At 60.4% G+C, this 18592-nt stretch carries 13 protein-coding genes; 4 read left to right on the plus strand and 9 right to left on the minus strand.

Going from position 1 to position 18592, the window contains the following annotated elements:
* Nucleotides 1–42 precede the first annotated feature (42 nt).
* The 7 genes from accD to R3C19_09580 form a co-directional block, all read right to left on the minus strand.
* The gene (gene accD / locus R3C19_09550; GenBank protein ID MEZ6060594.1) at nt 43–852 is read right to left on the minus strand and encodes an acetyl-CoA carboxylase, carboxyltransferase subunit beta; all 810 of its coding nucleotides are present in this window, start codon (nt 850–852) and stop codon (nt 43–45) included.
* Nucleotides 853–893: 41 nt separating this feature from the next.
* Nucleotides 894–1553, minus strand: a complete 660-nt coding sequence (locus R3C19_09555) for a histidine phosphatase family protein (protein ID MEZ6060595.1) — start codon at nt 1551–1553, stop codon at nt 894–896.
* A gap of 11 nt (nt 1554–1564) precedes the next feature.
* Nucleotides 1565–2269, minus strand: a complete 705-nt coding sequence (rpe, locus tag R3C19_09560; protein MEZ6060596.1) for a ribulose-phosphate 3-epimerase — start codon at nt 2267–2269, stop codon at nt 1565–1567.
* A gap of 327 nt (nt 2270–2596) precedes the next feature.
* Complete coding sequence (gene gap, locus R3C19_09565; GenBank protein MEZ6060597.1) at nt 2597–3613, minus strand: type I glyceraldehyde-3-phosphate dehydrogenase; 1017 nt, start codon at nt 3611–3613, stop codon at nt 2597–2599.
* A gap of 266 nt (nt 3614–3879) precedes the next feature.
* On the minus strand, nt 3880–4914 hold the full coding sequence (locus R3C19_09570; protein MEZ6060598.1) for a DUF1573 domain-containing protein: 1035 nt from the start codon (nt 4912–4914) through the stop codon (nt 3880–3882).
* A gap of 292 nt (nt 4915–5206) precedes the next feature.
* On the minus strand, nt 5207–6058 hold the full coding sequence (locus tag R3C19_09575; GenBank protein ID MEZ6060599.1) for a dihydroorotate dehydrogenase electron transfer subunit: 852 nt from the start codon (nt 6056–6058) through the stop codon (nt 5207–5209).
* Nucleotides 6059–6101: 43 nt separating this feature from the next.
* Nucleotides 6102–6491, minus strand: a complete 390-nt coding sequence (locus tag R3C19_09580; GenBank protein MEZ6060600.1) for a group 1 truncated hemoglobin — start codon at nt 6489–6491, stop codon at nt 6102–6104.
* A 502-nt stretch (nt 6492–6993) separates the two neighbouring features.
* Between R3C19_09580 and R3C19_09585 the strand changes: the two genes are divergently transcribed.
* From R3C19_09585 to R3C19_09595, 3 genes are read left to right on the plus strand one after another with little or no spacing between them, the layout of a single operon-like run.
* On the plus strand, nt 6994–10233 hold the full coding sequence (locus tag R3C19_09585) for a DUF1553 domain-containing protein (protein ID MEZ6060601.1): 3240 nt from the start codon (nt 6994–6996) through the stop codon (nt 10231–10233).
* A gap of 36 nt (nt 10234–10269) precedes the next feature.
* Nucleotides 10270–11715, plus strand: coding sequence for a DUF1501 domain-containing protein (locus R3C19_09590; protein MEZ6060602.1), 1446 nt, complete (start codon nt 10270–10272; stop codon nt 11713–11715).
* 52 nt (nt 11716–11767) lie between these two features.
* Complete coding sequence (locus tag R3C19_09595) at nt 11768–14761, plus strand: PQQ-dependent sugar dehydrogenase (protein MEZ6060603.1); 2994 nt, start codon at nt 11768–11770, stop codon at nt 14759–14761.
* Between the two features lie 35 nt (nt 14762–14796).
* Here R3C19_09595 and R3C19_09600 read toward each other — a convergent pair whose 3' ends face one another.
* Nucleotides 14797–15861: an SMP-30/gluconolactonase/LRE family protein gene (locus tag R3C19_09600; GenBank protein ID MEZ6060604.1), complete on the minus strand. Its 1065-nt coding sequence runs from the start codon at nt 15859–15861 to the stop codon at nt 14797–14799.
* Between the two features lie 330 nt (nt 15862–16191).
* Here R3C19_09600 and R3C19_09605 point away from each other — a divergent pair, with 330 nt between their 5' ends.
* The gene (locus R3C19_09605) at nt 16192–17028 is read left to right on the plus strand and encodes an SDR family oxidoreductase (protein MEZ6060605.1); all 837 of its coding nucleotides are present in this window, start codon (nt 16192–16194) and stop codon (nt 17026–17028) included.
* A 63-nt stretch (nt 17029–17091) separates the two neighbouring features.
* Here R3C19_09605 and R3C19_09610 read toward each other — a convergent pair whose 3' ends face one another.
* A complete protein-coding gene (locus R3C19_09610; protein ID MEZ6060606.1) occupies nt 17092–18528 on the minus strand; it encodes an Nramp family divalent metal transporter in 1437 nt (478 codons plus the stop codon).
* Between the last annotated feature and the right edge of the window lie 64 nt (nt 18529–18592).

Consider the following 18592-nt stretch of genomic DNA (forward strand, 5'->3'; position numbering starts at 1 on the left):
TCCTCAGGCGCGGCAAATCCGTTGCGGCGGTCGGACGACGGGTTAGCGCGTGCAGTAGTCGATCAGTCGTGCCAGCTCCGTTCGCAACTGTGCACGATGCACAATGCGGTCGACGAATCCATGCTTCAGCAGGAACTCACTGGTCTGAAATCCTTCCGGCAGTTCGATCTTGCAGGTCGCCTGAACGACTCGCGGCCCGGCAAAACCGATCAGAGCCCGCGGTTCCGCGATCACGACGTCGCCCAGCGACGCAAAACTTGCCGCGACACCGCCCATCGTGGGATTCGTCAGCACAGAAATAAACAATCCGCGTGCCCGGTGAAATCGTGCCAGCGCCGCGGAGACTTTCCCCATCTGCATCAGAGAAAAGATGCCTTCGTGCATTCGAGCGCCGCCGCCTGAGCCGCTGACAATCACCAGTGGCAGCGACAGTTCCGTGGCCTGCTCAATGGCCCGCGTCAGCTTTTCACCGACAACGGACCCCATGCTGCCCATGATGAACGCCGAGTCGGTCATTCCGAAGACCAGCGGGCGCCCGCGCATATACCCGCGGCCGACGGTGCAGGCGTCCTTCATGCCGGTCTTGCGCTGTTCGTCGGCGATCCGTTCGCGGTAGCTCTTGCGATCGGCAAAATTCAGCGGATCGCCGGCCGTCAGGTTTGCGAACCATTCCTCAAAACTGTCCGGGTCCAGAAGCTGGCGGATCCGCGTTCGGGTGGGAACGTAGAAGTGGTGATCGCATTCCGGGCAGATGTTCAGGTGATCCTCGACCTGGTTGCGAAACACGGTCGCGCCGCATCCGTCGCACCGCAGCCACAGACCTTCGGGAACTCCGCGTTTGGGACGTTTCATGTATTGCAACCAGGATTGTTGTCGAGACTGGCCTGCTGTGCTCATTTGGCGGGTGACTCCTGCGTGATGGCAGCCGACGCGGCGCCTGAGGCATCGGATTCCGGGTCCGAATTCACGAATGCTCCGGCATCGAATTCATTTGTGTCAAAACATTCCACGGCCGCGCTGCATTCTTCGCCCTTGAGGCACGCGTCGACCGAGGTCCCTCGCTGCTGCAGCGTACACCGGATGACGGTGGCCATCGGTTCTGACGCCACAATCGCAAACACGTGGTGCTTTCGAATGGCCTTGTTGATGACCTTTGTCAGACGACGGCAGGCATCGGCCAGTGTTTCGCCTTCCGGCGGACAAATACTCTGGGGCTTCTCACGTCCAAGGCGGAAAACACGAGGGTACCTCCTGCGAACATCGGCCTCCGGCAGGCCCTGCCACAGGCCCTGGTTGACGTTTCGCAGCTCGTCCAGCTCCTTGACCTTAACATCGTCCAAAGCTCTGCCGATTGCAACGGCGGTACTGATTGCCGGTTCCAGCGGAGCCGCGTAGATGACTTCCAGACGCAGGCCCTCACGCTGAATCTGCCGGACCGCTTCCTGAACCTGCTCCATTCCGCGCTTGTTCATCGGCATTTCGAGAGCGCCCAGCAGACGCTGCTGCGTGTCGTAATCGGTACAACCGGGGCGAATGAGTGCGACTGTTGCCATGCCTGTCTCCCTCACGCCTGAGCTTCGGCAGTGACGGCGGCTTCGGCCAGAATCCTGGCGGCCCGGCCGTAATCCGCGTGGTCGAAGACGGCACTGCCCGCGACGAACAGGTCCGCTCCGGCGGCCGCACATTCGCCGATCGTTTTCACCGACACACCGCCGTCGATGGAAATCACCAGCTCGTCGCCAGCGATTTCTCTCGCCCGAACGACCTTGCTGAGAACCCCGGGAATGAATGCCTGGCCCCCGAACCCCGGATGAACGCTCATCACCAGCAGCAGGTCACAAGCTTCCAGAAACGGTTCCGCAGCTTCGATGGGTGTCTCCGGATTGATCGCCAGTCCGGCGACAATATCCTGATCGCGAATCGCCGTTAACAGCTCCACGGGCTGTGGCACGGCTTCCAGATGAAACGTGATTGCCTGGCAACCCGCCCTGACGTATTCGTCCACGTATTTTGCCGGATCAGAAATCATCAGGTGCGCATCAAACGGCGTCGACGTCAGTGGCCGCATCCGTTCAATCACCATCGCACCATAGGACAGATTCGGCACGAAATGGCCGTCCATCACGTCAAGATGCAGGACGGGAAAATGAGCAGCATCGAGCTGTTCCAGTTCACGTCGCAGATTGCCGAAATCGCACTTCAGCATCGAGGGAGCGATGACGGGACGGTTTTCCCGCAGATGCTGAAGCATCGCGTCACGGTTCTTCATTCGGTTTGTCGCAGTTGCAGGATCTGAGATTGACTGCTCTTGAGGTCGGGTCGCCCATTCAACGGGTGACGTAACGTCAGCCGCAAATTCGCGCGAAGCCGGTATTTTCACGCCGTGTTGCGAGCAAGTCCAGTCGAACCGCAGCAATCGTGAGAATTCCGTTAACACGCGGAGGAGTTGTGCCGCCGGCCCTGATACGGGCGCAAAAGAAGCCTGCCGATGATGCCACACCGGCAGGCTTCATGATAGTCACCAACAGGCTTCGGGACACTGCCACGGCTCGCGCCTGACAGAAACGCCTCCCCGAACACGCTAAGCTGCCTGTGTTTAAAGACTTGCGATCTTCTTGATCAGGTCGACCGTGCGTGAGGAATAGCCGTATTCGTTGTCGTACCAGCCCAGAACCTTGATCATGTTCCCGCCCACAACGTGCGTAAACGAACCATCGAAAATGCAGCTGTTGGGATTTCCGATGATGTCGCTGGAAACGATGGGATCCTCCGTGTATTCGAGCACGCCCTTGAGCGGCCCGGCGGCAGCCGCTTTCATGGCCGCATTGATTTCTTCCGCGGTCGCATTTTTCGACAGGACGGCGGTCAGGTCGGTCGCGCTGCCCGTCGGAACCGGGACACGGAGCGCATAACCGGTCAGCTTGCCAGCCACTTCCGGCAATACTTCGCCCACAGCTTTCGCCGCCCCGGTCGACGTGGGAATGATGTTAATTGCCGCCGCGCGAGAACGACGCGGATCCTTGTGCAACTGGTCAGCAACCTTTTGATCGTTGGTGTAAGCATGAACAGTTGTCATCAGGCCGTGTTCGAGCCCGAATTTTTCGTTCAGGACCTTCACCATCGGAGCCAGGCAGTTGGTTGTGCAGCTGGCATTAGAAATACAGTGGTGATCCGCAGTTAATTTGTTGTCGTTGACTCCCAGAACGACGGTCAGGTCGGGCCCCTTTGCGGGAGCGGAAATCACAACCTTGCGAGCTCCCGCCTGGATGTGGGAATCAAAACCCGGTTTCCCGTCGGCCGCGCGGTTGGTGAAGAATCCGGTGGATTCCAGAGCAACTTCGACGCCCAGTTCCTTCCACGGCAGGTCCGCCGGGTTGCGTTCGGCACAGACCTTGATCTTGTTGCCGTTCACGACCAGCGAATCGCCCTCAACGGCAACGGTCCCGTTAAATCGCCCGTGAACGCTGTCGTATTTCAGCAGGTTGGCCAGATCCTGCGGGTCGCCAAGGTCGTTGATTGCGACGACACTAAATTCAGACGGACGACTCGCAAGAGCTCGAAACGTAATGCGCCCGATGCGCCCGAAACCGTTGATTCCTACTTTCAAAGCCATTCCTGCACTCCCGGCGCCAGAGATTCTCGTCCAGATGTCCGCGGGTGACCGGTGAATCGGCCAATGTACCGCACAGCAGCCGCCTGATCGGCGCGTACAGAGGACGCGGCTGAAAAAACGGCGGAGGCGGGATGGTACTGACCGACGATGTCAATTCAACCAGCTCGGCGCTGCTTCCTCAATTCGGGAAAAAACGCGGGAATCAACTCATCGCGCGCCAGGCTACCGCCTCATGCGGTGGGACGTCGACAAAACACCGTTTGCCTTTACAGCCACTGCAGCTTCACCGGCACGGTTACCAGGTCGTGCGACTCATTGGCGTGGATCGTGATCACACCGTCCAGGTGACGCATTTTCGGGGTTTCAGGCAGACGAATTTGCAGCAGCAGGTGATGACGCTGACTTCCGGAGGCCGGCTGGGAGTCGTAGCGAACATCCAGTTCCTCGGGCCATGCTTCGACGTGGGACACTTCCCAGCTCGACGGAATGTCCACCGACACGAACTCGGGTTCGCCGCCGGGGCGATTCGCCACCAGCACGGCATATTGCGGCTTCACGGAAACGTCCTGATCGGCCGGCCGCGCGGGGCCAGTCACCCAGACCGGCATCGTAAGCAACGGAAATTCCGCGTCATCCGTCACGACTTCAACGGGAAACACGTGGCGTCCCGGGGGAAAGTCGCCCGGAATCTCCACATCGATTTCCGTCGACGCACCGCCATCCGGCAGGTTCTCCCGGGAACCCGCTTCGGCCTTCACCAGCGAACTTCCGGACTTTACGCCAACGACCTTCAGCGGATCTGGTCGAAAATCGTCGATTGAAAAGGCATGGCGAATCGGAGAGTTGCTCGATTGTGAAAGAAACAGGGCTCGCGGACGCAGCACGACCATCTGATCCGGGAACACGGCCTTCACGCACAGCACAACCTGCTGCGGCTCGGGATCGGTATAGTTGACGGTTAGCAGATAGTCATGTTTGCCGGGGCTCTGCTGAGCCGTGGCGATCGGAACGCGAAGAACTCCCGTTTCGCCGGGGGCCACTGAATCGGAACTCAAAGCAGGGCTCATGCAGCCGCAACTTCGCTGGATCTCTCCAAAGCGCACGGTCTCCGATCCGGTGTTCCGAAAGTAAAACTCGGAAACGAGCTGAGGCACCAGGTCCCGCGTCCTGACGTCGTGAAAATCCAGGTGCCTTTCAAACTGCAGGCCGGGACGCCGTTTAGTGTCCGTCAGGGGCGAAAGCTTCGTGTCGGTCGTGGCAAACACCAGTGAGGCCAGACACGGCAGCAGTCCCAGCAGCATTAGAACGACGGGAGGCTTCCGGATTTGCGCGACCTCAGATTGCTGCGACGCTGGCGATGAGGCCTGACGCCCGCCATGTTCCGAATCGGTTCGAACTGTCCGGTGTTCCTTCATCGCTGAGTCATCCTGGCAGCCTGCCTGAACGTGTTGCCGTCAACCGACACGGGAACGATCGAACAACTGCAGGAAAAACACAACCCCGAATCGGTCCGGCACGACCACCCGGCGCTTGTCTCCATTCGCAAAGCGCCGATCAGCGCCACGGGTTCGTCCGCCGGACGGATTTTGCGGGTCAGGAAAGTACCAGCCGCCTGGAATCGAATACCGGCCCTTCGACGCAAGTGCGGCGGTAGTCCCACGACCCGTCATCTTCGCGAACCTTCGCCACGCAACTGAAGCAGGCACCGAAACCGCAGGCCATTGGCGTCTCAAGTGAAAGCAGGCACGGAACGGACGCCTGCCGGCAGAGATCCGCGACAGTGTGCATCATCGGTTCCGGCCCGCAGCAATAGACCTGTGTGTCGGTGGAACATTCCTCCAGCCGCGTCCGCAACAATTCGGTCACAAAGCCGTGAACTCCGGCGGAACCGTCGTCTGTGGAGATCTCCACCGTCAGGCCCGGAATGCTGAAATCGTCCAGGCCGGCCAGAAAGTTCTTCGACCGGGCCCCGTAACAAAGCGTCACCGAATCCGGCCGGCTGGACGGTCGCCGCGCGGGATCGCCGTACGCTTCAACCCCCAATGCTTCGCGCACGACGGCGAGAAACGGTGTCTGCCCGATGCCGCCGGCGACACAGACCAGGTGCTTCGCATCGGGCGGTGGAAATCCGTTGCCGAGCGGTCCCCAGATTTCCGCCGTTTCGCCTGCGCGCCATCCGGCCATCAGCGAAGTCAGTTTGCCCACGACGACAAATCCAAATTCCACGCCGCTGGGTTCACCGTTTTCGTCGCGATATGTGTCGTAAAGGGCAAACGGCCGACCGAGCAATGGATCACTGCCCTTCACCGGTCGCAGCATGAAAAACTGTCCGGGCACAACGCAGCGCGCGAGATCCGGCTGACGAACTCTGACGGCCCAGGTATCGGTGGCCAGTTGCCGAACTCTGTCGACAACCGCGACATGCTGCCGCGCAGTAGAGTTCATTCCTGGAAGACAGGGTTCGCTGGGAGTCGTCATTGTCGCTTTACTAATCTCCCGAACCGCCGGCCTCGCCGATAATCTCGTCAACGTAGGTCGAGATTCTGTCGACGATGTCCATCGCGTCGCGGTTGTCGATGATTTCTTCGTCTTCCAGTACGGCGATCAGGTGGTTTACGAACAAACTGAAGTGACGCCGCCGGATGCCGCGGCCCTGATGGATATAGGCAAGGTCCAGATCGGTGCGGCGAACCGGACCATCCAGCGCCGCGGCAAAGAACTCCTTCTGCATCGACGTCAGACGCTCAATGGACGTGTCGGCGAAGAACGGTCGCAACTGGGGATCGTTCAATATGCGTGAATAGAACTTGTCGACCAGTCGCGACACGGTGGCCGCTCCGCCGATCCGGTCATACAGAGTTTCAGTTTCGTCGGACATCGCTGCAAACTCCGTCGAGCGTGCCGGGAACGACCGGCTTCCGGCGGGATTTTCCACGGGCCTTCCGGGGACCCTGTAGATTCTTGCCCGCGGCGCTGTGGCGTGCAAACCAACCTGCCGAATGCCCCTTCCGGTCGTCCGGGTTGAGTTGAAATTGGGGTGTGACGAGGCGACGTTGTCGTTTCTCGCTGGGACGTCACATGCGGTCCCGCCTCGCTTTTTGAAGGAATCTCGCTTGCACACCAGGCGCCGAACGACAGTTGCTTCCGTCTCGGCGAGACTGAGCTGTGGATTCCGCTTCGACCGCCGTCTGCGGTGTATCAGGCGCCGCCTGGTTCGGAGTGCGACGCGCACGCCCGTGTCGGCAGTTTTCGACGGCATCCGGCTCCGTCCTGGCGTTCGACATCAGCAACCGCCATTGGCAGAATGTACCGTCCGCTTCACGAACAGATACTCGCCCGGATACTTGCCTCTGGATCGAACCGCGACAGGAGCCATCCGAATGATGAGTCCCACGGCATTGTTGCGCGGCACGCTGCCATTCCTGCTGAGCCTTTCCGGAACGTTCGCCGACGAACCGGCCGGTCGCGTTGACTTCAGCCGGGACGTTCAGCCGATCCTTGCCGACAAGTGTTTCAAATGCCACGGCCCCGACGCATCTCAGCGAGTCAGCGAATTGCGACTCGATACCAAAGCCGGCGCATTCGCCGAACACGACGGCCGCCGCGCGATCGTGCCAGGCAGCCCGCAGGAAAGCGAACTGCATCGCCGAATCACGTCCGATGATCCCGAGCAGCAGATGCCGCCGCCGGATTCAGGCCTTACTCTGGACGACGCTCAGATCGAAATGCTGACGTCGTGGATCAGCCAGGGAGCTTCGTGGCAGGATCACTGGGCCTTCGTGGCTCCGGTCGCGCCTCCGCTGCCGGAAACGACAAACACGTCGTGGCGCATCAATCCGATTGACGACTTCATCCTGGCCCGCCTGGAGTCCGAGCAAATTCAGCCGTCCGCGGAGGCCGACCGGAAACGCCTGATCCGACGCGTGGCGCTGGATCTGACCGGTCTGCCGCCGACGATCAGCGAAGTGGACGACTTCGTCAACGATCAAAGCCCGCAGTCCTACGAACGTCTGGTGGATCGGCTGCTGCAGTCTCCGCGATACGGCGAGAGAATGGCGATGCAGTGGCTGGATGCCGCGCGGTACGCCGACACCAGCGGCTACCAAAACGACGGTCCCCGCGACATGTGGCGGTGGCGAGATTGGGTGATTGACGCGTTCAACAACAACCAGCCGTACGATGATTTCACCATCGAACAGCTTGCCGGAGACCTGTTGCCTGGTGCGACGCTGGAACAGCGAATTGCCACCGGTTTCAACCGCAATCATCGCGGAAACGCCGAAGGCGGCATCATTCCCGAAGAGTTCCAGGTGGAATATGTCGTGGATCGCGTCGACACAACCGCAACCGTCTGGCTGGGACTGACTCTCGGCTGCGCGCGATGTCACGACCACAAGTACGACCCCGTCACGCAGCGGGAGTTCTACCAGGTCTTTGCGTACTTCAATAACGTTCCGGAACACGGCCGAGCCATCAAGGAAGGCAACTCTCCACCGTATGTCGTCGCTCCCACAAGCTCGCAGCGCCGGCAGCTTTCACAGAAGCAGGCCGCCATCGCCGAAACGGAACGTCTGGTCGAAGCGCTGCAGCCGGCGTTTCTCGAAGGTCAGGCGGCATGGGAGCAGTCAGCGCGAAGTCAGCTTGCCGACGAACCGAATGCCATCACCGCCAGCGGCGGACGGCTGGTGGCCGATGGCCTGGTGGCCCACTACGAACTGAACGACAACCTCGTCAACACGATCGGCGACAGCGATGGTGATGCCAGCGATGTGGCTGCCGGTTCTGTCAGCGGCGGCAGTTCAACAGGCCGCGTCGTGTCTCAGCATGACCCCGACGCGACGGTTGCCGCAGAATTCACTGCGGGAGTCTTTGGCGCCGCGGCGAAGCTCGACGGATCGTCGATCATCGAAGCCGGCGACTTGGCCGACTTCGGATACTTCGATCGGCTGTCCATCGCCTGCTGGGTTCGGCCGGACGGAAGCGACGGCACACTGGTTTCACGAATGACTCCGGTCGATCAGGGCGACGGCTACTACCTGCATTTGCAGAACGGCCACGTTCAACTGAACCTGGTCAAACGCTGGCTGGACGATTGCATCCGTGTCGAAACGCATCGTCAACTGGAACGCGGTCGCTGGCATCACATTGTCGCAACGTACGACGGACTGCGGAAAGCGAGCGGCATTCATCTTTACATCGACGGAGAACCCGCGGAACTGCAGGTTCACCTTGACGCCATCAACCAGACGTTTGCCACAAAACAGCCGCTGCGAATTGGTGCCGGACACCGAACGTTTCGCGGCGAGATCGACGACGTGCGAGTTTACAACCGCGACCTGAATCCCGAAGAAGTCCGCATCCTGGCAACGCCTTCCACAATTGCGGAACTGCTGGCCATCCCTGCCGGCGAACGAAACGCCGGACAGGCCGCGCGGCTGCGAGCCTTTTATCTTGAGCAGCACGCTGACAAGGAAATTCGCAACGCGCATCACCGGTTGCGACAACAGAAATCCGAACTCCGGGATTTCCGGGAGCAACTGCCGACGGTCATGGTGATGGAAGAACGCAGCACTCCGCGCGACACGTATGTCCTTGTTCGCGGGCAATACGACAAGCCGGGAGAACGCGTGACGCCGGGCGTACCGGACATTTTTCCGCCGCTGCCCGCGGATGAACGCAACAATCGTCTGGCGCTGGCCAGGTGGCTGGTCAGTCCGGCGAATCCGCTGACGGCTCGCGTTGCAGTGAATCGGTTCTGGCAGCATCATTTCGGAGCCGGCCTGGTCCGCACCACGGAAGACTTCGGCGTTCAGGGAGAACGGCCGACGCACCCGGAACTGCTGGACTGGCTGGCCACGGAGTTTGTCCGTTCCGGCTGGGACATGAAACACATGCACAAGCTGATCGTGATGAGCGCCACGTATCGGCAATCGTCACGGCTGACGGAAGACGGACTGGCGCGCGATCCGGAGAACCGTCTGCTGGCAAGAGCTCCCCGACTGCGACTCGACGCGGAAACGATTCGCGATCAGGCACTGGCCGTCAGCGGATTGCTGACGGAACGCGTCGGCGGTCCTTCGGTCAAGCCTTACCAGCCGCCGGGTCTGTGGGAAGAGATTGCCACGGACACCGAATACCGGCAATCACAGGGAGCGGACCTGTACCGACGAAGTCTTTACACATACTGGAAGCGAACCGTTGCGCCGCCGATGATGGCCACGTTCGACGCGACCTCCCGCGAATCCTGCACCGTCAAGCGTTCGCGCACCAACACGCCGCTGCAGGCTCTGGCGGTGATGAACGACGTGACGTTTTTGGAAGCCGCTCGAGTCCTGGCGGCGCAGTCTCTGCTGAAATGCGGCAATGACCCGAAGCAGCGATTGTCGTATGCCTTTCAGCAGGCGACGTGCCGTCTGCCGAGTACCGAGGAACTGAACGTACTGCTGGATTCTGTGGAGCATTATTCGGCAGCGTTCGCTGCGGACCCCGATGAAGCCCGGCAGCTTGTCAGTGTCGGCGAATCGCCGCAGAGTCACGACCTGGACGTGCCGGAACTGGCCGCGTACACCCTGGCGGCCAGTCTGATTCTGAATCTGGATTGTGTGGTGACAAGAGAATAGACGTCGGTCCGCCAGCCGCCGTTACAGGAATGAGTCATGATCCGAAGCGACGAAATACTTTCTGAAACACGACGTCATTTCTTCGGCAGCACGGCAACGGGACTTGGCGCAGCGGCGCTCGCGACATTGCTGAATCCGGATTCCGGCGCGGACGATTCCGAATCTGACCCGCGGCAGGGACTGGAACGGTTTCCCAACTTTCCGGCGAAAGCCAAACGGGTGATCTACCTGTTTCAGTCAGGAGCACCTTCGCAACTGGATCTGTTCGACCCGAAGCCGCGGCTGGCGGATCTGCGTGCGACGGAGCTGCCGGATTCCATTCGGCAGGGCCAGCGGCTGACGGGCATGACGTCGTCACAGTCGAGCTTCCCGGTCGCTCCGTCGATCTTTCCGTTTTCGCAACACGGGCAAAGCGGAGCGTGGCTCAGCGACCTGCTGCCGCATACTGCTCGCATCGCCGACGAACTGTGCTTTGTCCGATCGATGCACACGGAAGCGATCAACCACGACCCGGCGATCACGTTCTTTCAGACCGGCGCGCAGCTCGCGGGGCGGCCGAGCATGGGAGCCTGGCTGTCCTATGGCCTGGGAAGCGAAAACGGGAATCTGCCCGCATTCATCGCGATGGTTTCCGGCAGCGGTGATCAGCCTCTGTACGACCGCCTGTGGGGCAGCGGATTTCTGCCGACTCGCTACCAGGGCGTGAAATTCCGGTCGGTCGGCGATCCGGTGCTGTTCCTTTCCAATCCGCCGGGTATCGACAGCAACGTTCGGCGCCGCTTTTTGAATGACCTGACTTCGCTGAATCAGCTCAGCCTGAACGAATTTCACGATCCGGAAATCGCCACCCGGATCGCTCAATATGAAATGGCGTTCCGCATGCAGACGTCCGTGCCGGAACTGACCGACCTGTCCGGCGAACCGAAGCATGTGATGGATCTGTATGGCCCCCAGGCCGGTCAGCCCGGCACCTTCGCATCCAACTGCCTGCTGGCCAGACGACTGTGCGAACGCGGAGTTCGATTCGTTCAGTTGTTTCACCGCGGCTGGGATCAACACACCGAACTGCCGAAAAACATCCGCCTGCGCTGTGAAGACACGGATCAGGCCTCTGCCGCCCTGATCACGGATCTCAAGCAGCGGGGACTGCTGAAGGATACGCTGGTCATCTGGGGCGGCGAATTCGGACGCACGGTGTACTCGCAGGGAAAGCTGACCGCGACCGACTACGGCCGCGATCACCACCCGCGGTGCTTTACGGTCTGGCTGGCCGGCGCCGGAATTCGCCCCGGCACGACGTACGGCACGACCGATGATTACGGCTACAACATCACACAGAACCCCGTCCACGTTCACGACCTGCATGCCACGATGCTGCACTGCATGGGCATCGATCACACGCAGTTGACGTTCAAGTTTCAGGGACGCCATCATCGGCTGACCGACGTGGCTGGAAACGTGGTGCATCCAATTCTGGCATGACGGCAATGTTCGCCGCACGTTATCTACGGTCAAAGTTCAGGAGTGTCTTCGCATGAATCGTCCAGGACGTGAACTGTGTCTGCCGGCCGTTTTCCTCATATTACTTCTGTGTTCGGACGTGTCCGCTCAGAACGCGGATTCGTTCAACACGAAACGCCGCGTGCCGTGGACGACGTCACGGGTCACAGGCACGCCTGATCCGCCGGCGCCGTATCGAACCGTCAACGCGTTTCCAAAGCTGACATTCGACGAACCGGTCGGCATGACTTCCGCCCCGGGAACGGAGCGACTGTTTGTCCTTGAGCGCTTCGGCCGGCTTCTGTCGTTTGAAAATCGCAACGACGCCAGTCGCGCCGACGTGTTGCTGGACCTGCGCGACGGCGAAAACATCCATTTCATGGGCTTCGCCTTCCATCCGAAGTTTCCGGAAAACGGACAGGTCTTCGTCACGCTGCAGGTGCATCCCGAAGATCCGCAAGGCATGCGGGTTTCACGATTCACGGCGGCGGGTGACGGGACCATGAAGTTTGATCCGCAGTCGCAGGAAGTCGTGATTGAATGGCCGTCCGGAGGACACACCGGCGGCTGTTTGAAATTCGGACCGGACGGAATGCTTTACGTCTGCACGGGCGATTCCAGCGGCATCGCTGACCAGTTGCTGACCGGTCAGGACATCGGCGACCTGTCGGCATCGATCCTGCGCATCGACGTCGATCGGCACGATCCCGGACTGCCGTATGCGATTCCGCCGGACAACCCGTTCGTCGGCGTCGACAACGCTCGCGGAGAAATCTGGGCGTACGGTCTGCGGCAGCCGTGGAAAATTTCCTTCGACTCCGCGACCGGTGACCTGTGGACGGGAAACGTCGGGCAGGATCTTTGGGAACAGATTTTTCTGATTGAACGAGGCGGAAACTACGGTTGGAGCGTCATGGAAGGCGGGCACACATTTCGGCCCGATCGCGAACGCGGACCGACGCCGTTCGTGGCGCCGGTTGTCGAACACGATCACGCGGAATTTCGATCGATCACCGGCGGATTCGTGTATCACGGCAAAAGGCTGCCGGAGCTCTCGGGGGCCTACATCTACGGCGACTACGACACCGGCAAAATCTGGATGTTCCGCTACGACCGCGACACGAAGCAGGTCTCCGAACATCGCGAACTTGTGGATTCCGCGCTGCGGCTGGTGGGCTTCGGCGAGGATCATTCCGGCGAGCTGTTCCTGGTCGACCACATGAGCGGCCTGATCAACCGACTGGAAAAGAATCCGGACGCGGACACCAGCATCAACTTCCCTCGACTGCTGAGTCAGACCGGGCTGTTTTCGTCCGTTGCCAATCATGAAGTTGCAAACGGCGTGATCCCCTATGACGTCATCGCTCCGCAGTGGATCGACGGGGCGGCGAAGGAACGGTACCTGGCACTTCCCGGCGATTCGAAAATCGAATTCGACGGTATCACCTATCCGCAACCGGCTCCTGGTGCTCCTCACGGCTGGAAGTTTCCCGACGGAACGGTGGCGATGGAGACAATCTCCCTGGAGATGGAACCCGGGAATCCGGCCAGCCAACGTCGATTGGAAACGCGGCTGCTGCACTACGAACAGCTTCTCGGCAGCGAATCCGTGGGTGACCAGTTGTGGCGCGGCTACACCTACATCTGGAACGAAGATCAGACGGACGCCGTCCTGCTGGAAGAGCCGCTCGGCAAAGATGTCGCACTGACGATTCAGGATCCGTCGGCACCAGGCGGAAAACGCACCCAGACCTGGCACTTTCCTGGACGAGCCGAATGCATGGTGTGTCACAATATGGCCGCCAAGTACGTGCTGGGAATCAACACGCTGCAGCTAAACCGCGACTTCGAGTACGATGGCACAACCAGCAATCAGCTTCAGGTCTTTGACGAACTCAGTCTGTTTGCCACAAGTCTGCCGGAATCGCCGGATACCCTGCCCGCTCTCGACGACTACCGTGATCCCGCCCGCGACGTTTCCCGGCGTGCTCGCTCCTATCTGCATGCAAACTGCTCGCACTGTCACCGCAAATGGGGCGGAGGCAATGGCGACTTTCTGCTGCTGGCCACCGTGACTCAGGACGAAATGGGAATCGCCGACGAACGCCCGCGGCAGGGAGGATTCCTGATTCCCGACGCGCGCCTGCTGGCTCCTGGTGACCCTTATCGCAGCGTGCTGTTCTATCGGATTTCGAAGCTGGGACCCGGTCGCATGCCGCGGCTGGGGTCGAATCTCATCGATCACGCCGGGATGAACCTGATTCACGAATGGATCGCCGAACAGGCTCCTGCCGCATCGGATGACACCATTGGCGACACGATCGCCTCACTGGATTCGCTTACCGGTGATGCGCTGGCCCAGTCCATCGACGGCCTGCTGACGACGACTCCCGGAGCCATGCGGCTGATGCGCGCCACCGATTCGAATGTTCTGAACGCCGCTGTTCGAAAGCAGGTAATCGAACGCGCAGCAAACAGCTCGGCCGATCATATCCGGGACCTGTTCGAAGGATTCCTTCCCGAAGAAATGCGACCCAAACGCCTGGGGACCATCATTCAGCCGGAAACTATCCTGGCCCTGGAAGGAGACATCGAACGTGGAAAGGCCCTGTTCCTGACAGGCGCCAGCGTGCAGTGCCGCAATTGCCACAAGATCAACGGACAGGGAACCGAAATCGGCCCCGACCTCAGCGGGGCGGGAAAGAAATACCCGGAACGCAGCCGGCTGCTGGACACGATTCTGAATCCGTCCCGGGAAATCGATCCGAAGTACCAGGTTCATCTGGTCCAGACGACCAACGGAAAAGTGGCGACCGGCCTGCTGGTGAAGCGAGACGATCAGCAGGTCGTGCTGAAAGACACCAAAGGTGCTCTGACCGTATTCTCAGCAGACGAAGTGGAAGAACTCGTCCCGCAACAGCAGTCCATGATGCCGGACCTGCTGCTGCGAGACATGACCGCCGCACAGGTCGCCGACCTGGTCGCCTACCTGTCCAGCCTGACGCAGGATTCCGCATCATCGCCGTAGCTACGATTGCCGCAGCGTCGATGGCCTTCGGCAGCTCATTTTACAGGCGGCAGTTGGTAGCCTTCCTTCTTCAGACGAATGCGGTACACACTTTTTCCGGCCGTGATATACAAGGTGCGGCTGTCCTGGCCGCGGCCGAAACCCACGTTGGTGGGAATTTCGGTTTCGATGTAGGCCAGTTCCGTGCCGTCAGGCGAGTACACGCAGATGCCGGGGCGAGTCACGTCGCGGACAGCCACGTACAGGTTGCCATCACGGTCGGCGATCAGTCCGTCCGGACCATCCTGCGGATAATAATCCACCAGCACTTTGCGAAACGTCGCTTCGCCGGCCGGCGACAGGTCGTATGCCAGAAGAGCCATCTGACCCTTGTGCGTCGGTGTGTCTTCCGAAAGCTGTTCAATGCCGGCGGAACCGTTGTCGTTGCTGACGACGTACAGCGATTTCTGATCCGGTGAAACACAAACGCCGTTGGGTTTGCCGACATCCGTGATGATGCGGTGAATGGAAGCGTCAGGGTCGATGCGGTACACGGCCTGCAGCGGCTGATCGATCGTTTCGTGCCCCAGATATCGCGGGTCGCTGAAGTAGATGCGTCCCTTTTCGTCGAGGGAAATGTCGTTCGGCGAATTGAACTTTCGTCCCTGAAACAACCCGGCGATGACGTGAGTGCGGCCTGTTTTCATGTCGGTTCGCGTCACGCGGCGACCGCCGTAATCGGCTCCTTCCGCGGCTAACAGATTCCCGGCGGCGTCGAACTTCAGACCGTTGGACATGCCGCTGGGCGACCGAAAGATCGTGGCCTCCTTTGTCTTCGGATCAAGTTTCCAGATGTTGCCGGCTTCCACATTGCCGAAATCATCACGGCACTTGTGCGAGAATGTGATGTCACTGAAGTACAGCATCCCGTCCGGCGCGACAGCGACACCTTCGCTCAGAGCACAGCAACCGTCGAACAGCAGTTCCAGCTTCGAGTCGGCGGGGACGATGTCGTGCTGCGTCGGCGGCAGATCTGCACGTCCTGCCTGGCCGCAACACAACAGCGCCGCGGGCAGCAGCAACGCAGGCAGCATCACAGAAACATTCCTGATTTTGAACATGGCGAGACTCCCGGTGAGAGACCTGAAGAAAGCGATTTCGCTCGACGACACCGTTTCGGCATTTCGCGACAACATGCTGACCGGCTTCCGCTCGCGCTGCAACCGAACACGGCCGCCCGGATTGTCAGCTGTGTCGTTGAAGTCGAAAGCCGTTCGTTGACGTCCGATGCCGACTTCCGGAAGTCCGGACTCCGTCGGCACTTGCCCGCATGCGCTGCACTGCGTCGCAGACAGCAGCGAATACGTTCCCTTCGTTGACACACTCGGTGGCCGCGAACATTCTGCACGCTGACTCTGGCTTTGAATCTTACTGCAGAAAGTAAATCGCGAATGACGACAGACAGCAGGCCGCTGGCCGAACAGGTCGCATGGGTCACAGGTTCGTCGCGGGGACTGGGTCGCGTGATGGCGGAAGAGCTTGCCCGGCTGGGAGCCTCGGTCGCCGTTCACGGAACTCGCCCCGACAGCCCTGCCACGTTCAACGAAGGCAGCACCATGGACGAACTTGCCGGACAGATCGCAGCGATGTCCGGAAGCCATGTGATGGCGACGTGGGGCGACGTCACCAGTGAGGACGACGTTGAACGAATCGCCGGCGAAATTCGCGCCAGGTGGCGGCAGATCGACATCCTGGTCTGCTGCGCCGGAGGTGATATCGGTGCCGGCGGAACGAGTACCGGACGCGGAGGCAGGCCGGCCGGCGATGACTGCCTGGAAATCTCGCTGGACGACCTGAAGAGCGTGATGGACCGGAATCTGCTGGGCACAATGCTGTGCTGCCGCGCGGTCGCAAAGCCGATGATGACTCGAAAGTCGGGCCGGATCATCACCATCGGCAGCATCGCCGGCTGTGTCGGACGCCCGGCGGGTTCGATCTACGGCGTCGCCAAAGCGGGTGTTCACGCGTGGACGCGGTGCCTGGCCGAACAACTGCGGCCCTTCAACATCCCCGTGAACTGTGTCGCTCCGGGAGGCACGGTCACAGAGCGCTTCCTGCGGATTCACGAAATCGATGACCGGCTGCTGGCGACCGAAGGTACTCTGGACCGCTACGGCCGCCCGGAAGAAATCGCTTCTGTCGTTGGATTCCTGTGTACCGACGCCGCACGATTCGTCAGCGGACAGATCATCCGCGTCGACGGGGCCAGCCAGACGTTTGCGGGCTGAGTTCCGGCCGCGAAAGAGACAATTCGACGGCCAACCCGCCTGACGCATAGTTGCCGTTTGCTGCTATGTGCTCCCGGCAACTGCGGCGATAAAATCGAAGAACGCCTTGCCGCCAATGGCCGTCAGAATCGCGCCGGAAACAACCGTGGCCACCAGCAATGGCGGCTTCATTCTCAGCGGTGCCGGAAGCTGGCGGCGATCCAGCCAGATCATTCCAAAACACCACAGTCCGCAGGTCAGAACTCCGCCGACGAGCGACGGAAAGGTGATCAGCGTGATGGGATTTTCCGTGAGCCACGTCAATGTGATCCCGCCAAGTCCGCAATAAAGCAGCACGTACAGGCGAATTGTTCCGGTCCGCATGTGCCTGACGCGTTCGCTGATCGGACGCAGGCACTCATAAACGGTGCGCGAATAAACTTCATACGCGCCGTAGATCGTCCCCCAGAATGCCATGAAGACACCGATTCGGTACAGGTGCAGCAGCGCCGGATGCAGTCTGGTCAGAAACTGCGCCTGGTGAGTCAGCAGCTCGCCATTCTTCGCGGGGATGATTTGTTGAGGATGCAGGATGGAAGCCCCCAGCACCACGAAACAGACGCTGAAGATAAACACGCAGACAAAACTGGCCGTGACGTCAATGGCCGGTGCCCGCAGCCAGGTCAGTCCGCGCCGGACGTTGTCGGCATCGGAGGAGATTTCGGTCGGCTGATCTGTGACGCTGCTGTCGCCGATGGCTCCCCACGACTTTTCACGCAGACATCCCACGTAGCCGAGGTAGTCGTACGTGCCGCCGCCGATGAAGCCGATGATCGCCGTGGTTTCCACCCATGCCGTTCGATTCGAAAACTCGTCCGGGTACTTCTCCAGCAGCCAGGAGGCGTACGACGGAGCTGCGGGAACGAACAGGCCCTCGATGGCTGCCAGCCAGTCCGGATTCGACGCAATGCACGCGGCTCCGATGCAGATCAGCAGCAATCCGATCACAGCCGTCTGCACTTTTTCCATCACGCCATAACCCTGAATCAGCGTCAGGATGATTGCCACCACCGCGGAGGCCGTGGCCCAGATGCGAGTCCACGTGCGAAAGCCGGGATCGTCCGGCGCAGCGACATGAAACATCTCGTTGATGATTTCGCCCAGCACCAGAGTCAGAAAGGCCAGCAGGAACGGAAAACACCAGGCACACAGAACCAGCAGGAACCACGGAACGGCGCGAGTCGCGCGAGCCCAGTCTTCCATCGGATGCCGACCGGTCAGCGTGATATGGCGGGCGGCCGTATAGACCTGCACACATTTCGTCACGGCCGCAGCCAGCACAGCCCACAGAACCGAATATCCGAAGACTGAACCGCCCCGCGACGCCATCAGTGTTTCGCCGCTGCCGATCGTGACCGACGCCAGCACGGCTCCCGCGCCGAAGTAACGCAGCATCTTCCAGTTGATCCTGCCGGCCAGAGTTTCAGGAACCTCCGGATATTCAAGCGGCGCAATGGGCATCTGATATTCCAATCAGGGATCGGTACTTAACCCGACCAGCGGAGTTTTCGCCGCGGCCGGGCCG

The organism is Planctomycetaceae bacterium, from assembly GCA_041398785.1.
In the GTDB taxonomy this organism is placed as follows: Bacteria; Planctomycetota; Planctomycetia; order Planctomycetales; family Planctomycetaceae; genus JAWKUA01.

Coding starts and splice junctions, on each gene's coding strand:
- accD (MEZ6060594.1), bottom strand. CDS start 852: ATGAAACGTCCCAAACGCGGAGTTCCCGAAGGTCTGTGGCTGCGGTGC.
- R3C19_09555 (MEZ6060595.1), bottom strand. CDS start 1,553: ATGGCAACAGTCGCACTCATTCGCCCCGGTTGTACCGATTACGACACG.
- rpe (MEZ6060596.1), bottom strand. CDS start 2,269: ATGAAGAACCGTGACGCGATGCTTCAGCATCTGCGGGAAAACCGTCCC.
- gap (MEZ6060597.1), bottom strand. CDS start 3,613: ATGGCTTTGAAAGTAGGAATCAACGGTTTCGGGCGCATCGGGCGCATT.
- R3C19_09570 (MEZ6060598.1), bottom strand. CDS start 4,914: ATGCTGCTGGGACTGCTGCCGTGTCTGGCCTCACTGGTGTTTGCCACG.
- R3C19_09575 (MEZ6060599.1), bottom strand. CDS start 6,058: ATGAACTCTACTGCGCGGCAGCATGTCGCGGTTGTCGACAGAGTTCGG.
- R3C19_09580 (MEZ6060600.1), bottom strand. CDS start 6,491: ATGTCCGACGAAACTGAAACTCTGTATGACCGGATCGGCGGAGCGGCC.
- R3C19_09585 (MEZ6060601.1), top strand. CDS start 6,994: ATGATGAGTCCCACGGCATTGTTGCGCGGCACGCTGCCATTCCTGCTG.
- R3C19_09590 (MEZ6060602.1), top strand. CDS start 10,270: ATGATCCGAAGCGACGAAATACTTTCTGAAACACGACGTCATTTCTTC.
- R3C19_09595 (MEZ6060603.1), top strand. CDS start 11,768: ATGAATCGTCCAGGACGTGAACTGTGTCTGCCGGCCGTTTTCCTCATA.
- R3C19_09600 (MEZ6060604.1), bottom strand. CDS start 15,861: ATGTTCAAAATCAGGAATGTTTCTGTGATGCTGCCTGCGTTGCTGCTG.
- R3C19_09605 (MEZ6060605.1), top strand. CDS start 16,192: ATGACGACAGACAGCAGGCCGCTGGCCGAACAGGTCGCATGGGTCACA.
- R3C19_09610 (MEZ6060606.1), bottom strand. CDS start 18,528: ATGCCCATTGCGCCGCTTGAATATCCGGAGGTTCCTGAAACTCTGGCC.